Source organism: Martelella mediterranea, assembly GCF_004342225.1.
Lineage (GTDB): Bacteria > Pseudomonadota > Alphaproteobacteria > Rhizobiales > Rhizobiaceae > Martelella > Martelella mediterranea_B.
The window spans coordinates 1-17,758 of the sequence record NZ_SMAR01000037.1 but is presented as its reverse complement, the minus strand read 5'-3'; the positions used below and the strand labels follow the sequence as shown (position 1 = coordinate 17,758).

The following is a 17,758-nucleotide window of genomic DNA, read 5'->3' as shown; positions in this document are numbered from 1 at the left end:
CACTATGACCGGTCGGTCAATCCCTGTTTAGGTCTAAAAACGCTTACTGGAGTCTCATTTGAAGTGTAAAGCGTTACACTTCAGTCTCACATAAATCGACATCATGCGCTGAGTAGGGAGGCAGCGAAAGGACATGCCATTGAACCAATTTGCTGGCCGTCGTTTATTGCCTCCGGGATAGACGCAGCAAACCAACACGATATATCGTTCTGGTTGAAGGGGAACGGATATGGTGTGGAACATCCATACAGTCGTGCGGTATCTGACCGGGCATTGGCGCGGCGAACATGGATTTGCATGGTCTTTCTGGATCAATCTTGTCTTAATTCGTATTTTGGTGTTGGTGTTGCAGGAATGGTTCCGCCCTGAAAAAAGGCAGGATTTCCATGAACATCAGGTATTGGTCCTGCTGTTGGCTTTGTTTTTTCATGGGATCTTATTTGTCTGGCAGGCCGTCGGGGTCATTCGCGCCGCGGAGCTTTATGGCCGCACCAGTGGATATATGGCCCCGGTCTGGGGAGCTCAGTTGGTCTTGGTCGTGGCCTTTTTCTGGGTTATGACCTACACGATTGACGCTTGGCATATGACGCGTCCGGTTCCGGATAATCTAGGGATTCAATCTGCACTTCAAGCTGAACGTGCAGAAAAATACAGCATCGAGCCGACACCTGATGGACGGTCACTGACCTTGAACGGCTCATTGGAACTTGGAATTACGGGCCATCTGAAACACCGGCTCAAATCGTATCCAGATGTAAAACAGATTATTCTGGCCAGCACCGGCGGTAATATTTACCAAGCTAGGGGGTTGTCAAATACCATTAGGCAGAATGGCCTGAACACATTGGTCATGTCTGAATGCAGCTCGGCTTGCACGACTGTATTCATCGGCGGTATCAAACGGCAATTGGCGTCTGGTGGCAAGCTTGGGTTCCACCAGTATCGGATTGACGCCGACTATGCCGTCCTGAATGCAGACCCCTTGCGGGAACAAGAACGAGACCGCGCGATTTTTCTTCAGTCCGGGGTTGCTGCCTGGTTCCTGGACAAGATGTTCGAAAGCCAGCCTTCAGACATGTGGTATCCGGAGTTGCCTGAACTGATTGATGCACACGTCGTAACCGATGTCACGCCTTATACCAATGATCAATGACTAGCACTACTTTGGTACTTTAGATTTGTCGGTTTCGGCGATGATCCTTTCACAGCGTGGGCATCGCAGGGACGACGGCCGTGTGAAAAGACCGAGGATGGCTGACATGCTCGGTTGTGGTAGCGGCCCGCCGCCTCTTTTTTCTACAATGTGGCTTCAAGGTCGGTCGCAGCACGTGCAGCCACTGGCTTGCATCCCATGCGTTTCCCATTTGCTTTGAGAGCCCACGGGGAAGTGCACTGCGTGTCTTTCTATTAAACCAACAAATTCGATTTAAAAAAATAGATTTTGAGCTCAAACCCCGTGAAGGGCTCGTTTTAATAGCAAATTGCATTTTTGAGTTACGTAAAACATCCATATAATGGGTTTAAATCTAGAATTATGTTGACAATACATCTACTGGCGGTAGCGTAGAATGCAGTGCTTAGGTGAGGCAATTTGCACGAATGGGAGGTTATAATGAACAGTTCAAAGGTCCTGAGCGCCATCGCCGGGACGATCATGGCCATGACGGCCGGCGTCGCGCAGGCGCAGGAGGGCAGCGCGGAGGCGCCGCCGATTCAGGATCTGCCACGCGAGCAGACGCTGATCATCCAGAATCCTGAATCCGTCATCAACAATCCCGGCTGGTTTAATATCTGGGTTGGCGCCGGTGGCGGCATCTCGACCGGCCTTCAGCAACTGGTTCTGGACACGCTCTGGTATATCGACCCTGATGAAGGGATCGACGGCGTCAACTACAATTCGCTGGCTGCCGAACAACCGACCTATAATGAGGACTACACTCAGCTGACCGTACCGCTGCGGGAGGGCATTTACTGGAGCGACGGCGTCGAATTCACCGCCGACGATGTTGTCTATACCGTTGAAACCCAGATCGAGCATCCGAACATGCTTTGGAGCGGCGCATTCTCGACACAGGTCGAAAGCGTCGAGGCGCTCGATGATCATACGGTGCAGTTCAACCTGAAAAAGCCGAACTCGCGTTTCCATTCGGTGTTTTCCGTGCGCTGGAATGCCGCCTGGATCATGCCGAAGCATGTTTTCGAAAAGGTCGACGATCCGACAACCTATGACTTCAACCCGCCGGTCGGCCTCGGCCCCTACACGCTGCACAGTTTCGACCCGAACGGCACCTGGTATATCTGGGAAAAGCGCGATGACTGGGAACGTACGACAGTCGCCGAATATGGCGAGCCGAAGCCGCAATATGTGATCTATCGCAACAATATGCCGATCGATAACCGGCTGATCGAGATGCGCAACGGCAATCTCGACATGATCCACGATCTGAGCCCGGAAGGCATGTTCGCCATCGTCGAGCAGGAAGACGATGTGCGCGGCTGGTTCCCGGGCTTTCCCTATGCCCACCCCGACCCGACCTTGCCGATGGTGGTCTTCAACCACCAAAACGAGATGTTCCAGGACGCGCGGGTGCGCTGGGCTCTGGCGCTGATGATCGATGCACGCACCATGTCGCTGGCAAGCTACCGCGGCGCGGCAACCCTGTCGGCCATCTCGGTTCCGCCGACCGGCACGCATCCGAAAGACTATCACGTACCGATGCAGGAAGAGCTGATCAATTTCGAGCTCGATACCGGCGAACGTGTCATTCACCCCTATGATCCGGATATCGGCCTGCAGATTGCCGAAATGGTGCGCCCGCAGTTCGGCGACGCCGTGCCTACCGATCCGGAAGAAATCCGCCGCGCCTTCGGCTATGGCTGGTGGAAGCAGGATGTCGAGGCGGCCGGCGAATTGCTGCGCTCGGCAGGCTTTACACAGCAGGGGCGCAACTGGGTGATGCCCGATGGCCAGCCCTTCGAATTCACGCTTCTGGTCCCGCCGGAAGGTGTGATCAATCGCCTCGGCGTAATTCTCTCCCAGACATGGAGCCAGAACGGCGTGAAGGTATCGACCGAAGTCGCACCTGATGTCTGGCCGCGTACGGAAGCCGGCGACTTCGAAGCCGTCGTCAGTTGGGCCGTCGAGACATGGGGCGGCCATCCGGACCTGTCCTTCTTCCTCGACAGCTATCATTCGCAGTTCATCGCCGAACCGGGCGGCGTGCAGCCGGCCCGCAACTGGATGCGCTGGAGCGATCCGGAACTCGATGCCCTGATCGAAGAAATCCGTATGAGCGATTTCAACGATCTCGACACCAATGTCGAGCTTGGCAGAGAGTTCGTGCGCCTGCACCTGCAGGAGATGCCCAATATTCCGCTGATGTCCTACAACGTCTTTGTCGCGCTCTCCGAGCGTTACTGGACCGGCTATCCGACGGCGGAAAACCCCTATGCCAACCCGGTCAACAACTGGGCGAACTCTCGCTACATCCTGACGCAGCTGGAGCCGGTTAACCCTTAAGACCCAAACGCGAGAACGCTTGTGCGCGGCTTTTCTAGCCGCGCCCCCCTGTCAAAACTGAACAGGATTATCCGATGAAGGCCTATCTCTGGTTTGCGCTCAAGCGCGCCATCCAACTGGTTGTGGTCGTGTTTTTCGGCGTCTCGGTCGCCTTTTTTATCACCAACCTGTCGCCGATCGACCCGGTCCAGCAGACGCTGAGCCGCATCACCAGCCGTTCGAATTTCAGCCCCGAAGCGATCGCGCAGATGCGCGAGGCGCTCACCGCGCTTTACGGCGTGGACGGCTCGCTTTTCGAAAAATACATCAATTTCTGGCGGCGGATCGCCACCGGCGATCTCGGCCCGTCGCTGATCGCCTTCCCGACACCGGCGATGACACTGGTGCTCCGCGCGCTGCCCTGGACCGTCGGATTGCTGACCTGTTCGGTCGTCATCACCTGGCTTTTCGGCAATATTCTCGGCGCGCTGGCCGGGTACTTTCAAAACAACTGGCTTTTGAAAACCTTCGGCCTTGTCGCCATGAGCGTCCAGCCGATCCCCTATTACATTGTCGCCTTTGTCCTGCTCATCCTGTTCGGCTTCGTCTGGCCGGTGCTGCCGATCTCCGGCGGCTTTGCCATGAATGTGACACCGGGCATGAACCTGCCCTTCATCCTGTCGGTGATAAAACACGCCATTCTGCCCGCCTGTTCGCTCATTCTCGTCGGGTTCGGAACATGGTTTCTGGGTATGCGCGCGCTGGTCTCCAATGTCGTGACCGAAGATTATGTCACCTATGCCGAACTTGCCGGGGTAAAACGCAGTCGCATCGTGTTTTCCTATGTCATCCGCAATGCCATGGTACCGCAGCTCACGGCACTGGCGATGACGCTGGGCGCGGTGTTTTCCGGCACGATCATCACCGAGCAGGTCTTTACCTATCCCGGCCTTGGCACACTTCTGGTGTCCGCCGTCAATGGCGGTGACAATGCCACGGTGCTGGCCGTGTCGACGGTTGCCATCTGTGCAGTCGCCGTCGCGATCTTTATCGTCGACATGCTGCATCCGATCCTCGATCCACGCGTCAAGGCGGAGTGAGCCATGTTGTCCACCTTCAAAGACCTGATGCGCTACAATATCGAGTTCGCCATCGGTATTGTGCTGATATTCATCATCGTGGCGTTTGCGTTGTTAAGCTTTCTCTCTCCGGTCGACCCGACGCTGATCTACATCGCCCCGCCGGATATGCCGCCCTCGGCGCAATACTGGTTCGGCACGAATTCGCGCGGTCAGGACCTGTTCTGGCAGGCAAGCTTTGCCATTCGCAACACGCTCTCCTTCGGCCTCATCGTCGCCTTGATGTCGCGCGTCATCTCGATCACGGTCGGGCTTGCCGCCGGCTATATCGGCGGTCGCGTCGATCGCATCCTGATGTTCTTCAACGACATCTTTGTCGCTCTGCCGATTTTCCCGATCCTGGTGCTGTTTTATTTCGTGCTGCGCGACGATCTCAACACCATCACGCTGGCGCTGATCATGGCGTGTTTCGGCTGGCCCTATGACGCGCGGCTGATCCGCTCCGTCGCGCTGGGCCTCAGGAACCGTGAATTCACCCGTCATTCGGTATTTTCCGGCATGAGCGTGCGGCAGATCATGTTCGAAGAGCATCTGCCTTACGTGATGCCGATCGTGTTTTCGACGGCGATGGCCAACATGATCTGGTCGATCGGCATGGAGGTGACGCTGGCCGTTCTGGGCTTTACCGACCTCAACGCGCCGACCATCGGCACGATGATCTACTGGGCCAACAGCCATTCGGCCATGGTGGTCGGAACATGGTGGTGGATCGTGGTGCCCGTGGTGCTCATCGTCATCACCTTCATCGGCCTGTTTCTTCTGGCGATATCGCTGAACGAATATATTGACCCGCGCTCGCGGCTCAGAAGGATCGGAGGTTGATCATGAGCGCCCCGACAGACGTCCTGACCGTCACCAATCTGAAGGCCTACTACCAGCTGAGCCTGTTTGGCGTCGATCGCGAAGTCCGCGCGGTTGACGACATCACGCTGACCATCCGCAAAAACGAGATCTACGGTATTGCCGGGGAAAGTTCGTCCGGCAAAACCTCGTTGATCAAGACGCTGGCCGTTGCGATGCGACCGCCTTTCAGGATCGTTGGAGGGTCGATCGTCTATCGCTTCGGCGACAAGGTGATCGATGCCTACGGCGTTGATAGAAAAGAGGTCGACGCGATCCGCTGGAAGAATCTGAGTTATATCATGCAGGGCTCGATGAGCGTGATGAACCCGGTGCGACGCATCGCCCGCAGCTTCGAGGATTTTGCCTTCCGCCCGATGGGATTGCCGAAGGCTGAATTCTGGAAGCGGGTACGCGCGCATCTTGAGCGCCTCGGCCTGTCGCCGGACGTGCTCTCCGCCTATCCGCACGAATTGTCCGGCGGCATGCGACAGCGCGTGACGATTGCGGTGGCCACCGTCTGTCAGCCGGAATTCATCATTGCCGACGAACCGACGACCGCACTCGACGTCGTGGTGCAGAAGGACGTTCTGGCGATGATCCGCGACGTGCAGCAGCAGCTCGGCTCCTCGGTCGTTTTTGTCACCCATGACATGTCCGTACATGCCAATATCACTGACCGGATCGGGATCATCTATGCCGGGCGGCTGGTGGAGGAAGGACCGACGCGCGAGCTGTTCACGGCGCCGAAGCACCCCTATACTGCGCATCTGGTCGCCTCGCTGCCGCGCATTGGCGATGTCAGCGAAAAGGTCGCGCTTGAGGGCCGTCCGCCAAGTCTTGCGGACCCGCCATCGGGGTGCCGTTTCCATCCGCGCTGCCCGCTGGCCGTGGACCGGTGCAGGAGCGAAAACCCGCCGATGGAAACCGTCGGGCCGGATCACCGGACCGCCTGCTTCCGCTCCGACGACGTTCATCCGCTCACCGATCTGTCGGGCGGCAAGCAGAAGGAGGCGGTATCGTGACCAGGCTTCTTGAGGTCCGCAATGTCTCCAAACGCTTCAATATGGGCGGTCTTCTGTCGCGCAAATCCGTCAATGCGGTTGTCGATGCCGGTTTTGCGCTGAACAGCGAGACACCCGAAATCTTCACCATCATCGGCGAATCCGGCTCCGGCAAGACAACGCTGGCGCGCATGATCCTCGGCCTTGAACGCCCAAGCGCCGGCGATATCCTGTTCGACGGACAAAGCACCGACACAGTCCGCTCGCGCGCAGAGCGCCTTGCCTTCATGCGCAAGGTTCAGCCGGTGTTTCAAAACCCGTTCGAGACCTTCAACCCGCTGAAAAAGGTGGATCGTTACCTCTACACGTCAGCCCGCATGCTGTTGGGCGCAAAGACCGAGGCGGAACAGGAAAAGGCCATCGACGGAGCGCTGCAGAAGGTCGGCCTCAGCCTGAAGGAGATCAAGGGCCGCTTCGCGCACGAATTGTCGGGCGGCCAGCTGCAGCGCGTTGCGATCGCACGCGCGCTGATCACCGAGCCATCCCTTCTCATCGCTGACGAACCGGTTTCCATGGTGGATGCATCCTTGCGGATGTCGATCGTCAACCTTCTGCGCGATCTGCGCGACAGGCTCGGCGTCTGCGTCATCTACATCACCCACGATCTGGCGACCGCCTATTATATTTCCGACCGGCTGATGATCATGCAGAAGGGCTATATCGTCGAAATGGGGCCGGCCCGCGCGATCCTCGACAATCCCGAGCATCCCTATTCGAAGCTCCTGAAGGCCTCTGTGCTGCCGATCGACGATGCCGGACACGGCAATCTGGAGCCTGCCGACCGGTCGGTCGCGAATGCGGCCTGGTCCAGTGCCGGCAGCGGGGCCATGCAGGAAAGAGCCGATGGCCGTCTGGTGCGAGGCTAGTGAATTGATCGGATCAAGCGCCCGAATGCGACGGGCGGTTGGCGGGAGGAAAACGCAGGCGGTAGCAGCGAACGTTGCTGTCTCCTGCGTCGGCGGCATGTGGCGCCGCCGTCGATGCTATGCTGCAAGACTTCACGATGACGCCACCAATGCGGACAGCCTTTGGCCGAGGGCGGCCTGAGGGTCGGAAAGGTCGAAGACGACCGAGAGGTGATTGGCGCCGGGTTCCGTCCTGAGCTTCGTTTGCTGCCCTTCGCGAGCGAGCAGGGCATCAAGGGCGATTGCCTGGTCCTGGAAGGGCGCGGTTTCGTACTCGCCGCGCGTGATGATCCGCAGCGGGCCCGGCATGTGCCGGGCGGCGAGCGGCGACCATGCCTGCGCCTCATCCGCGCGCATTCCAGCCTCGTCCTTCAGAAACGAGCCGGGAATGTCGGAAAGGTCGTAGATGCCGCTGACCAGAAGCATGCCGCGCAGCGTCGGCACGTCCGGCGGCAGGTTGTCGCCGGGCGCCCTGCAGGCAAGCAGCGACGCCAGATGCGCGCCGGCGGAATGGCCGCTGACGGTGAAGCGCTCCGGGTCCGCGCCGATCTCCGGCGCAAGGTTGACGAGGTGCCGGGCCGCAGCCCGCACTTGCGCCACAATTTCGGCCAGCCGGGTCTGCGGCATCAGATCATAGCCGACCAGCGCCGCGATCCCGCCCGCCGCGATCACGGGTGCTGCGACCAGCGTATGCGTCTCCTTGCTGCCCGCGCGCCAGTAGCCACCGTGAATGAACATGTGCAGCGGCGCGCCGGGAGCGGGCTCCGGCGGAAAGACGAGGTCGAAGCTTTGCCGGGGCGTTTCACCGTAACGCATATTCCGCTCGACGCGCGAGCGATCGGCGAAGGCGCGGCTGCGCGCCTCCGTCTCAGCCATGATCGCGTCGAAATCGGGGATGAAATCCCGGTTGCGATAGAGATCGCGCTCCGCCATGGTCGTCTCCCCTCTTCAAAACTCGACGGCGAAATATTTGGGCTCCATGAACTCCAATATGCCGGTAACGCCGCCTTCGCGCCCGAGGCCGCTCTGCTTGGTGCCGCCGAACGGCGCCGCCGGGTCCGACATCAAGCCGCGATTGATGCCGACCATCCCGGTATCGATCCCGCGCCCGACACGCATCGCCCGCATGACATCGCCCGAATATACATAGGCCGCAAGCCCGTATTCGGTGTCGTTTGCCAGACGCACCGCCTCTTCCTCGGTCTCGAAGCGGTAGACGGCGGCGACGGGACCGAAAATCTCCTCCTGCGCCAGCGCCGCGTCGGTCGGCACGTCCACCAGCACCGTCGGCGGATAATAGTATCCGCTTTCGCCCACCGGCGCACCGCCGGTCGTCGCCCTGGCGCCGCGGGCCTTGGCCTCCGACACCAGCCGGTCGATCTTCTCCACCGCCTTGGTGGTGATCATCGGGCCGCACTGGACATCCGGATCATAACCCCGCCCCAGTTTCAGCGCCGCCATCCTCCCGGTCAACCCTTCCACGAAAGCGTCGTGAATGCCGGATTGCACGTAGAAGCGGTTGGCGGCGGTGCAGGCCTCGCCGCCATTGCGCATCTTGGCGACCATTGCGCCGTCGAGCGCGGCATCGATATCGGCGTCATCGAACACCAGGAAGGGGGCGTTGCCGCCGAGCTCCATCGAGCAGCTCACCACCGATTTCGCCGCTTCCGCCAGAAGCGCGCGCCCGACGCCGGTCGACCCCGTAAACGACAGTTTTCGGACCCGCTTGTCGGCAAGCACGGCCGCCGTCACGGGGCCGGGCTTCGAGGTCGTCAGCACGTTCACCACGCCGGACGGAACGCCGGCCTCCTCGCCGAGCCGGGCCATGGCATAGGCGGTGAGCGGCGTTTCGGAGGCGGGCTTCAGGATCACGGTGCAGCCGGCGGCCAGCGCCGGGCCGATCTTGCGCGTTGCCATCGCGGCCGGGAAATTCCAAGGCGTGATGAGAACGGCAATGCCGATCGGCTCGTGATCCACGAGGATATTGTGCGCGCCGGATGGCGTGTGGCGGAATTCGCCGCCGACCCGCGTCGCCTCTTCGGCATACCAGCGGAAGAACTCGGCGGCATAGGCCACCTCCCCGCGCGCATCCGGGAGCGCCTTGCCGTTTTCGAGCGAAATCAGAAAGGCAAGTTCCTCGGCATGCGCGCGCATCAGCTCGAACCAGCGGCGCAGGATTTCCGAGCGCTGGCGGGACGGCGTGGTGCGCCAGCCTTCGGCGGCAGCCTCGGCGGCATCCACGGCTCGCAAGGCGTGATCAACGCCGGCATCGGCGACATCGGCAAGCCTGTTTCCCGTCGAGGGGTCATGCACCGGGATAGTTCCCGCGCCGGGTTCCCAGTTCCCGCCGATGAACAGGCCCCTGGCGTGAAGAGCGGGATCGGCATAGCCGGAAAAGGCGTTATTTTGCGTCATTGGATTTCTCCCTCAATGCGTTGAAAGTGCGGACAGTTCGCCGTGATAGGCCGCGCCGACCAGCCGCCGCATATCCGGAAGCGGCAGCGGGCGCGGATTGTTCTGGATCAGCCTTGCGATGCCGCAGGACTGCTCGGCCACCCAGTCGAGCCGGTCCTCGGCAAGGCCGAGATCTCTGAGCGTGCGGGGAATGCCGATACGATCGAACAGCGCGGCGATGGCCGGGATGACTTCCGCCCTGCCCTGCAAACCGATGGCCTCCGCGATTTGATCGAGCTCCGGCCCAATCGCGGGGGCGTTCCACGCCATGACATAGGGCATGAGACAGGCAACCCCCGCCCCGTGCGCGGTGTGGGTCAGCGCGCCGACCGGGTACTGGATCGCATGAGCCGCGGCGGTTCCGGCAACGCCGAAGGCGAGACCGGCCGTCGTCGCGCCCAGCATCACATTGGCGCGCGCCTCGACGTTGCCCCCCTCCGTGCACGCCTTTTCGAGGCCGTTCCAGAGCAGGCCGATGGCCGTCAATGCGAAATGATCGGAAGTCGCATTCTTGCCGACGAAGACCCGTTCCTGCGCCAGACCCGGCACCGGATCGCGGCGGAGCGCCGTGAAGGCCTCGATGGCGTGGGTCAGGGCGTCGGCGCCGGCAATGGCAGTGAGCGCGGGCGGGCAGGTCAGCGTCAGGTCCGGATCGCAGATCGAGACCGTCGGGATGATATAGGGCGAGGAGATCCCGACCTTGAGCTGGCGCTCAGAATCCGAGAGCACCGCGACCGGCGTCGCCTCGGAGCCGGTGCCTGCGGTGGTCGGGATAGCGATCAGCGGCATCACCGGACCGGGCACCTTGAACTCGCCGTAATAATCCTGCGGCCGGCCGCCATGGGTCAGCAGCACGGCCACGCATTTGGCCATGTCGAGGCAGGACCCTCCGCCGACGCCGATCATGAGATCGGGCGCGAAGTCACGGGCCGCCGCGGCGCTGGCGGCCGCGGCTTCGACGGGCACATCCGGAAGCGCCGAACCATCGACCTGCACCGCGAGGCCTGCCGCCTCCAGTTGCGCCACCATGCGTTTGAAATCGCCGTCGCCGGCCAGCCGCTCGTCTGTCACCAACAGGGCGCGCTGCCCGAGTTTCGCGGCCACCGCCCCCAGTGCTTCTCGCTGGCCCGCGCCGAAGATCAATTCTCTCGGGGCTCTGATCGTGCCGAATAGGGTCATCCTGTCTCCTTTGATTTTTCCTCAGCCTTCCGAGAGGGCCCGGATTTCTTCATGCAGCGGATCGGGCAGGTCGATGCCCTCGGCGAGCGCCCTCATCCTGCGGGCGCGCATGCCGTCGCCTGGAACAGCCACCGGCCGCGAAGGGTCGGCCGCACGAGAGGCGCGCAGGCGATTGAGGTAAGCGGCCAGTCCGGAGGGATGCCCCTCCCCTGCCGCGGGATCGATCAGAATGAGGATATCGCCCTTGTTCGCTTGTCTGGTGGCGTCCAGCGTGCCGCCGACCTCGGGCGCGAAGGCCGAGCCTGAAAGCGATGCGACCAGCAGTTCCACGGCGAGACCGAGGCCGTATCCCTTGGCGTCGCCGAAGGGCGCGATCGCGCCGGTCCGCGCCGCTTCGGGATCGGTGGTGCGGCGACCGTCCGCATCGACCGCCCAGTCATCCGGTATCGGCGCGTCGGTCAGGGCATGGTGATGGATTTTTCCCATGGAAACGCGGCTGGTGGCAATGTCGAGGATGAAGGGCTCGGCGCCGGTGGGAATGCCGATGGCGATCGGATTGGTTCCAAGCATCGCTTCCGTGCCGCCATAGGGATGCACCAGCGCCTCGCTGGTGGTCATCACGATGCCGATCAATCCCCGCTCGGCCGCCGCCTCCGCATAATAGGCCAGCATCCCGATGTGATTGGCGTTGCTGATCGATGCCAGCGCGATGCCCTGTTCGGGCGTCACCGCCGCAAGCCGCTCCATGGCGCGCATCATGACGACCGGGCCGAGCCCGCACTCGCCATCGATGGTGAAAGCGCCGGCGCCGATTCTGCGCGCCTTTCCTCCAGCAGCCGGATCGGCAAGGCCTGCGCGCAGGCGCGCAATGAGCCGGGGCAGTCTTTGTACGCCATGAGACGGCAGCCCCCGCAGTTCCGCCTCAATCAGAAGGTCGGCCTGAAGCGACGCGTTGTCGGGCTCGATCTTCTGCGCAAGAAGCGCCTTTTCCGCAATCTCACACAGATAACCGGCCGAAACTAACAAATGCCAACCCTCCCAAATCGTATATGATATTGTATTTGACATTTGATATCATATCGAGGATAAAACGAGCCATGTCAAGAATGCAGGACGGGGAGGTTCAGATGGCGGTAACGACGGATCACGACCACGAGGGCGGGTTCACACGGCCTTTGAGTATTTCCGAAAGCGTTCACGAGCAGATATATCAACGCATCATGTCGCTGGAGATCCTGCCCGGTGCGCGAATCCCCATCGACCAGTTGGCGCGAGCACTGAATGTTTCCCAGACCCCGGTGCGCGACGCCCTCACCCGGCTGGAACGCGAGGGACTGGTGCGCAAGGCCCACCTGATCGGCTACTCCGCCGCGCCCCAGCTCACGCCCAAGGAATTCGACGACCTTTACAGGTTCCGGCTGATGCTGGAGCCGGAGAGCGCCCGTCAGGCCTGCCTCAGACTGACCCCTGAAAAGCTCGAGCAGCTGGAAAAGGCGGCGGCCGACATGGAGAAGGGCGAGCAGCCCGTGAGCCGCAACAGCCGCTATTCCCGTTTCGCCCGGGCGGATGCGCATTTTCACGAAGAAATCCTGAAGGTCGCGGACAATGAGTTCGCCCGCCAGGCGCTGACCGACAGGCACATCCACCTGCACATTTTCCGCCTGATGTTCCACAGCCGCGTGACCCAGGAAGCGCTGGAGGAGCATGAGCGCCTGCTCGCCGCATTCCGCGCCGGCGATGCGGACGCGGCCTACCACGCAATGCACGATCACATCGAGCGGTCGCGGGACCGGCTCGCGGCGGCCTTCGAATGACCTTCGCCGTGACCGATACCGCCGTTGACCGCCCGGCGCAGGAAACGCCTGTGCTGCGCGCCGAGGACCTTTCCAAGGCCTATGGCCCGATCACGGTCCTGAGCGATGTGACGCTGGATATAGTCGCGGGCGAGGTACACGCGATCATCGGCGAGAACGGCGCCGGCAAGTCGACCCTGATGAAGCTTCTTTCGGGTCACGCCACGCCGACGGGCGGCGCGATGTCGATGGCGGGAACGCCGGTCGCCTTCGCCAACGCCGTTCAGGCAGAGGATGCCGGCGTGGTTCTGGTGCATCAGGAAATCCTGCTCGCGCCCGATCTCACCGTGGCCGAGAACCTTTTTCTTGGGCGCGAACTGTCGCGCGGGTTTGCCGTGGACGACCGCCTGATGAACCGCCGCACGGCGGAGGTGCTGGCCCGCGTCGGCTCCACGGCGCGCCCGACCACGCTTGTGGGCAATCTGCCGCTCGCGCAGCGCCAGCTCGTGCAGATCGCCCGCGCCCTGCTCGACGAGCGCAAGGTCGTGATCCTGGATGAACCGACGGCGATGCTGGCCAATGAGGAGGTCGACGCGCTTCTGGAGATTGTCCGGAACCTGCGCGCCCATGGCGTCGCGGTGCTCTACATCTCCCACCGGCTGGAAGAGGTCGAGGCGGTGGCCGATCGCGTCACCGTTCTGCGTGACGGCAAGATGATCGGCACCTGGCTCGCAAGCGAGCTCGATCAGCGCCAGATGGCCGAATTGATGGTCGGGCGAGAACTCTCGATGCTATACCCGCCGAAACGGGAGCCGGCGACCGCTGAACCGATTTTGAACGTCGAAGAGCTCTCGGTCGATCATGGCAAGTTCTCAGGTTCCTTCAGCGTCCGACCGGGCGAAGTTCTCGGCATCGGCGGCATGATCGGTGCCGGTCGCACGGAACTGATCGAGGGGCTGATGGGGCTGCGACCCGCGCAGGCGCGCGCGATCTCTGTCAACGGCACGCCCGTTGCGAAGCCCGATGTCGGCTCGATGATGGCCGCGGGCGTCGTCTACCTGACCGAGGACCGCAAGGGCAAAGGCCTCCTTCTCAACGAGGGACTGGGCCCGAACCTGACGCTCCAGGCGCTCGACATGATCCTTCCCGGCCTGCGCCTCAACCGCAGGAAGGAAGCAGGCGCCGTGCAGTCGGCCGTGCAGGATTACGACATCCGGGTTCGCACGCTCTCGGTGGAGGCCGGGCAGCTTTCGGGCGGCAACCAGCAGAAGCTGCTGCTGGCCAAGGTGATGCTCGCCGAACCCTCGATCGTCATCATAGACGAGCCGACACGGGGCATCGACATCGGCAACAAGAGCCAGATCTACCACTTCATCGACGAGCTCGTCCGGGCCGGCAAGGCCTGTGTCGTGATCTCATCCGAACTGCCAGAGCTCGTCGGCCTGTCCGACCGCGTGCTGGTGATGCGTGGAGGACGCTTCGTCGCCGAACTGACGGGCGACGACATCACCGAGCAGAGCGTCGTCTATGCCGCCGCGAGCAGCAGACATGATACCGAGGGGAGGAAACGCGCATGAGCAGCGCAGACATAACAACGCTTCCGGAAAGAGAAGGCTTCAAGATCCGCTGGAGCGATCTCGCTCCTTTCATCGCCCTGGCATTGATCGTGCTGCTGGGCACGATGATCAATTCCAATTTCATGGCGACGAACAATATCCTGAACGTCATCACGCGCAGCGCCTTCATCGCCATTATCGGCGTCGGCGCAACCTTCGTGATCGCGACCGGCGGGCTGGATCTGTCCGTCGGTTCGATGCTGGCCTTCGTCGTCGGCATCATGATCATGGCGATGAACGCGCTCGTCCCTTACCTTGGCCCCTGGGCGATCCCGGCGGGCGCGCTGGTGGCACTGGTCGTGGGTTCGCTCTGCGGCCTGCTGAACGGGCTGATCATCACGGTGGGGCGCATCGAGCCCTTTATTGTCACCCTCGGCACGATGGGGATTTTCCGGGCCTTCATCACCTACATGACCGACGGCGGCTCGCTGTCCATCGATCGCAGCCTCAGGAATGCCTACCGGCCCGTCTATTTCGGCGATTTCCTGGGCATTCCCTATCCGGTGCTGATCACCATCGTGATCGCCCTGCTCGGCGCGTTCATCCTCTACCGGACGAAATACGGCCGCCGCGTCACCGCCGTCGGCTCGAACGCCGACGTCGCGCGGTTTTCCGGCGTCCATGTCGGCCGGATCCGGACCATGGCCTTCGTCATACAGGGCTTCTGCGTCGCCGTGGCCGCGATCTGCTACGTGCCCCGCCTTGGCGCGGCCACGCCGACCACCGGTCAGCTCTGGGAGCTGCAGGTCATCACCGCCGTCGTCATCGGCGGCACGCTTCTGCGCGGCGGCGGCAAGGCCCATATCTGGGGCACCGTTGCCGGCGCGCTCATTCTCGAGGTTATCGCCAACGTCATGGTTCTTTCGGACATGGTGTCGGAATACCTCGTGGCCGCGGTCCAGGGGGCGATCATCATCATTGCCATGCTGGCTCACCGCTTCACCAGCTCTCGCTGAAACGGCGAGGCTCATATCTAAACTGAGGAGGAGGAAACTATGACTATCAAGACCGGAAGGCTGGCGCTCCTGTCGGCCACAGTGGCGGCGGGAACACTGCTCGGGCAGGCCGCTTTTGCCCAGGACAAGGAATTCACCATCGCCGTTTCCGTGCCGGCGGCCACGCATGGCTGGACGGGCGGCGTGGTCTACCATGCCGAACAGGCGGAAAAGCAGATCGAGGCCGCTTTCCCGAACATCGACATCATCGTCTCGACGGCCTCTTCGGCAACCGCGCAGGTGTCGTCCCTCGAGGACCTGTCGGCAACGAACGAGCTCGACGCGCTTGTCATCCTGCCGTTTACGTCGGAGGAGCTGACGGGGCCGGTGGAGCAGGTCGCCTCGAACGGCACCTTCATCACCGTGGTCGACCGGGGTCTTTCCGACCCGTCGATCCAGGACCTTTATGTCGCCGGCGACAACATCGCCGTTGGCGCGAACACGGCGAAATGGCTGGTCGACAAACTCGGCGGCGAAGGCGAGATCGTCGTGCTGCGCGGCATCCCCACAGTGATCGATGACGAACGCATCAAGGGCTTCAAGGATGTCATCGACCAGACCGACATCGAAATCCTCGACATGCAGTATGCCAACTGGAACCAGGATGAAGCCTTCACCCTGATGCAGGACTATCTGGCCCGCTATCCGAATATCGATGCGGTCTGGGCCAATGATGATGACATGCTGCTCGGCGTGATCGAGGCTGTCGATCAGGCCGGACGGGAAGACGTCCAGTACGCGCTTGGCGGCAACGGCATGAAACAGGTGATCGAGATGGTGCAGGCGGGCGACGAGCGCACGCCCATCTCCACCCCCTACCCGCCGTCGATGATCGCCTCGGCCATGTACATGACCGCGGCGCAGTTCGCGGGCCAGGCGCCGATGCGCGGATCGTTCAAGCTGGACGCCCCGCTGATCACGCCCGAGAACGCGGACCAGTTCTACTTCCCCGACTCCCCGTTCTGAACCGAAACACCCTGTCCGGCCGTCTTGCGGCGGCCGGACGGATCAATCCCAAAATCAGGAGATCGAGATGAGCGGCAAGAAAATCCTCATGCTCACCGGCGAATTCACCGAAGAATATGAAATCTACGTCTATCAACAGGGCATGGAAGCCGTCGGCCACACGGTTCATGTCGTCTGCCCAGACAAGAACGAAGGCGACCTGATCAAGACGTCGCTCCACGATTTCGAGGGCGACCAGACCTATACCGAAAAGCCCGGCCATTTCGCCGAGATCAACAAGACCTTCTCCGAAGCCGAGGCCGAACTCGACAGCTATGACGCGGTCTATGCCGCGGGCGGCCGCGGGCCGGAATATATCCGGACCGATCCCCGCATCCAGGCGATGGTCCGGCATTTCCACGAGGCCGGCAAGCCGATCTTCACGATCTGCCACGGCGTGCAGATCCTGATGGCCGTGCCCGGCGTGCTCAAGGGCCGCAAGGTCGCCGGCCTCGGCGCCTGCGCCCCGGAGGTCGCGGCGGTCGGCGGCACCTATATCGACGTCGAGCCGAAAGAGGCCTATGTCGATGGCACGATGGTTTCGGCCAAGGGCTGGACCGGGCTGGCCGCCTTCATGCGGGAATGCCTCAAGGTCCTCGGCACGGAAATCCGCCATAGCTGAGTGGTAGGAAAGCAAAGCGCGGGGTCGCGGCAACGCGGCCCGCGCGGACGGCCCTGTTTCGGCCCGAAAAGAGCCGAGCTCAGTCGGCAAGAAGTCCCGACGCCAGTGCGGTGAAAGCTTCAACCGCCCGCGCCGGATTAAGCTTGTGTTTGACCGCCATCCGTCGGGGCGGCACACATTGAAGGAACGGGAGGAAGGCAAGGGGATTTATCGTGATCTCGACGGGCATTTGCTGGCCAATATGGATGAGGCCGAATTCTACCGCGCGGTCGCTCGGGAAATTGCAAACCGACAAGAGACCCGCCAGCATGTTATCTATCGAGATTAGCGACCTGCATCATCAGGCGGGATAACAGGCGTTTGTATTAAAGCAACAAGTGCCTCCAACTGTTTCAGGGAACGTCCCGCAACCTCGGTGCTCTGTCTGTTGATGATTTGAACGTGATCATCATCGACCTCGACCAGTTTTCCGCAGTGGAAACGAAGCCAGGTGACACCGCGATATCATGAGAGATCGGGAACCATGCTTCCACTGGCTCATCATGAAGCCTGAGTGTCTGTCCAAGAATGGCGCTGAAGCCCGGGGTTGAGTGAAGGGCGGCCATCAGATTCTTTGTATTCTGCAACAAATACGGAGATATCAGATG

16 protein-coding genes are annotated in these 17,758 nt (G+C 61.5%); 12 read left to right on the top strand and 4 right to left on the bottom strand.

Going from position 1 to position 17,758, the window contains the following annotated elements:
* The first annotated feature begins 229 nt into the window (after positions 1-229).
* The 6 genes from EDC90_RS17345 to EDC90_RS17320 all read left to right on the top strand — a co-directional run bounded on the left by EDC90_RS17345 (position 230) and on the right by EDC90_RS17320 (position 7,408).
* Positions 230-1,153: a hypothetical protein gene (locus tag EDC90_RS17345; RefSeq protein ID WP_132313815.1), complete on the top strand. Its 924-nt coding sequence runs from the start codon at positions 230-232 to the stop codon at positions 1,151-1,153.
* Positions 1,154-1,612: 459 nt separating this feature from the next.
* Positions 1,613-3,520, top strand: coding sequence for an ABC transporter substrate-binding protein (locus tag EDC90_RS17340; protein ID WP_245511110.1), 1,908 nt, complete (start codon positions 1,613-1,615; stop codon positions 3,518-3,520).
* A gap of 74 nt (positions 3,521-3,594) precedes the next feature.
* On the top strand, positions 3,595-4,599 hold the full coding sequence (locus EDC90_RS17335) for an ABC transporter permease (RefSeq protein ID WP_132313814.1): 1,005 nt from the start codon (positions 3,595-3,597) through the stop codon (positions 4,597-4,599).
* A gap of 3 nt (positions 4,600-4,602) precedes the next feature.
* Complete coding sequence (locus EDC90_RS17330; protein ID WP_132313813.1) at positions 4,603-5,460, top strand: ABC transporter permease; 858 nt, start codon at positions 4,603-4,605, stop codon at positions 5,458-5,460.
* A 2-nt stretch (positions 5,461-5,462) separates the two neighbouring features.
* Positions 5,463-6,503 carry an ABC transporter ATP-binding protein gene (locus EDC90_RS17325; RefSeq protein WP_132313830.1) on the top strand — a complete coding sequence of 347 codons (1,041 nt, stop codon included), beginning with the start codon at positions 5,463-5,465 and terminating at the stop codon, positions 6,501-6,503.
* Positions 6,504-6,544: 41 nt separating this feature from the next.
* Positions 6,545-7,408 carry an ABC transporter ATP-binding protein gene (locus EDC90_RS17320; protein WP_132313831.1) on the top strand — a complete coding sequence of 288 codons (864 nt, stop codon included), beginning with the start codon at positions 6,545-6,547 and terminating at the stop codon, positions 7,406-7,408.
* A gap of 132 nt (positions 7,409-7,540) precedes the next feature.
* On the opposite strand, the gene EDC90_RS17315 is transcribed toward EDC90_RS17320, so the two are convergent.
* From EDC90_RS17315 to EDC90_RS17300, 4 genes are read right to left on the bottom strand one after another with little or no spacing between them, the layout of a single operon-like run.
* Complete coding sequence (locus EDC90_RS17315) at positions 7,541-8,380, bottom strand: alpha/beta hydrolase (RefSeq protein WP_132313812.1); 840 nt, start codon at positions 8,378-8,380, stop codon at positions 7,541-7,543.
* A gap of 15 nt (positions 8,381-8,395) precedes the next feature.
* Positions 8,396-9,862 carry an NAD-dependent succinate-semialdehyde dehydrogenase gene (locus EDC90_RS17310; protein ID WP_132313811.1) on the bottom strand — a complete coding sequence of 489 codons (1,467 nt, stop codon included), beginning with the start codon at positions 9,860-9,862 and terminating at the stop codon, positions 8,396-8,398.
* Between the two features lie 12 nt (positions 9,863-9,874).
* The gene (locus tag EDC90_RS17305; RefSeq protein ID WP_132313810.1) at positions 9,875-11,080 is read right to left on the bottom strand and encodes an iron-containing alcohol dehydrogenase; all 1,206 of its coding nucleotides are present in this window, start codon (positions 11,078-11,080) and stop codon (positions 9,875-9,877) included.
* Positions 11,081-11,101: 21 nt separating this feature from the next.
* On the bottom strand, positions 11,102-12,106 hold the full coding sequence (locus tag EDC90_RS17300; protein WP_245511109.1) for an Ldh family oxidoreductase: 1,005 nt from the start codon (positions 12,104-12,106) through the stop codon (positions 11,102-11,104).
* A gap of 101 nt (positions 12,107-12,207) precedes the next feature.
* On the opposite strand from EDC90_RS17300, the gene EDC90_RS17295 reads away from it, so the two are divergent.
* The 6 genes from EDC90_RS17295 to EDC90_RS17270 all read left to right on the top strand — a co-directional run bounded on the left by EDC90_RS17295 (position 12,208) and on the right by EDC90_RS17270 (position 17,439).
* Positions 12,208-12,894 (top strand): GntR family transcriptional regulator, encoded by a 687-nt coding sequence (locus tag EDC90_RS17295; RefSeq protein WP_132313808.1) that lies wholly within the window; start codon positions 12,208-12,210, stop codon positions 12,892-12,894.
* Positions 12,891-14,450 carry a sugar ABC transporter ATP-binding protein gene (locus tag EDC90_RS17290; RefSeq protein ID WP_132313807.1) on the top strand — a complete coding sequence of 520 codons (1,560 nt, stop codon included), beginning with the start codon at positions 12,891-12,893 and terminating at the stop codon, positions 14,448-14,450. The genes EDC90_RS17295 and EDC90_RS17290 overlap by 4 nt, the downstream gene beginning before the upstream one ends.
* On the top strand, positions 14,447-15,445 hold the full coding sequence (locus tag EDC90_RS17285; protein ID WP_132313806.1) for an ABC transporter permease: 999 nt from the start codon (positions 14,447-14,449) through the stop codon (positions 15,443-15,445). Before EDC90_RS17290 ends, EDC90_RS17285 begins: the two co-directional genes overlap by 4 nt.
* A gap of 39 nt (positions 15,446-15,484) precedes the next feature.
* Positions 15,485-16,450, top strand: coding sequence for a substrate-binding domain-containing protein (locus EDC90_RS17280; RefSeq protein ID WP_132313805.1), 966 nt, complete (start codon positions 15,485-15,487; stop codon positions 16,448-16,450).
* A 67-nt stretch (positions 16,451-16,517) separates the two neighbouring features.
* Positions 16,518-17,111, top strand: coding sequence for a DJ-1/PfpI family protein (locus tag EDC90_RS17275; protein WP_132313804.1), 594 nt, complete (start codon positions 16,518-16,520; stop codon positions 17,109-17,111).
* A gap of 145 nt (positions 17,112-17,256) precedes the next feature.
* A complete protein-coding gene (locus tag EDC90_RS17270) occupies positions 17,257-17,439 on the top strand; it encodes a hypothetical protein (RefSeq protein ID WP_132313803.1) in 183 nt (60 codons plus the stop codon).
* Positions 17,440-17,758 lie beyond the last annotated feature (319 nt).